Here is a 679-nt window from a genome sequence, read left to right as displayed (position 1 = left end):
TAAAGCAGGGGATATGGTTTTTTAAGATTCAACGAATATTTGAACGATGACGAGGATGATTTTTGTTACGAGTGTGTTTTTGTTAATGACAATAAAGATGAGATACGCCTTTGGGTTAAAGATTTAGAAGAATGTGACAAGGATGGTTTGTATTCGAGTATCGATAATTTAGATTTGGAAAATTGTACGTCTGATGATTTTAAAAGAAGACTCTCAACGATTTGCGAGATATTTTTTGGATCGTTGTCATGAGTTATCTATACGCACAATTTGAGATGCTGAGTCGTAAAGTGCTTGTAAAGCCTTCCGACAAGGCAACGAAGTCTAAGAAGTGGAATATTAAAGAGACTATAGATGAGGCTACCCGGAGAAATCCGGATGCCTGTTTGCATGTTGAAAATCCAGGCAAGCCGGTTCTCGTTTTTGGTCAGGATTTAGAAGCTCTTGAGCGTGAGCATGAGCAGGCTTGCGATGGTGCTGTTGATGTTCAGAAGAATGGCAAGAGCAGGAAAATCAGAAGCACTCAAAATACTATGGCGTGCATTGTTCTGTCTTGGCCAGGTGAGATGGATGCCGATTGTAAGCGTTGGCAAGCTCGGTCGGTCAAGTGGTTGCAGGACACGTATGGGGACCAGTTGAAGACAGTCATCAGGCATGATGATGAGGCTTTTCCTCATCT

The 679-nt window shown here is 41.8% G+C and carries 2 protein-coding genes; both read left to right on the top strand.

Features of this window, described 5'->3' with window-relative positions; all coding sequences use genetic code 11:
• Window positions 1-39: 39 nt before the first annotated feature.
• A complete protein-coding gene (locus tag KP705_RS15880) occupies window positions 40-252 on the top strand; it encodes a hypothetical protein (RefSeq protein ID WP_215764924.1) in 213 nt (70 codons plus the stop codon).
• Window positions 249-679, top strand: a 431-nt coding sequence (locus KP705_RS15875) for a plasmid recombination protein (protein WP_215764921.1), incomplete at its 3' end; no start/stop codon positions are given. The genes KP705_RS15880 and KP705_RS15875, both read left to right, overlap by 4 nt.

Origin of the sequence: Gluconobacter sp. P1D12_c (assembly GCF_018812105.1) — a bacterium.
Lineage (GTDB): Bacteria > Pseudomonadota > Alphaproteobacteria > Acetobacterales > Acetobacteraceae > Gluconobacter > Gluconobacter oxydans_A.
This window is presented reverse-complemented; position numbering and strand designations above follow the sequence as displayed.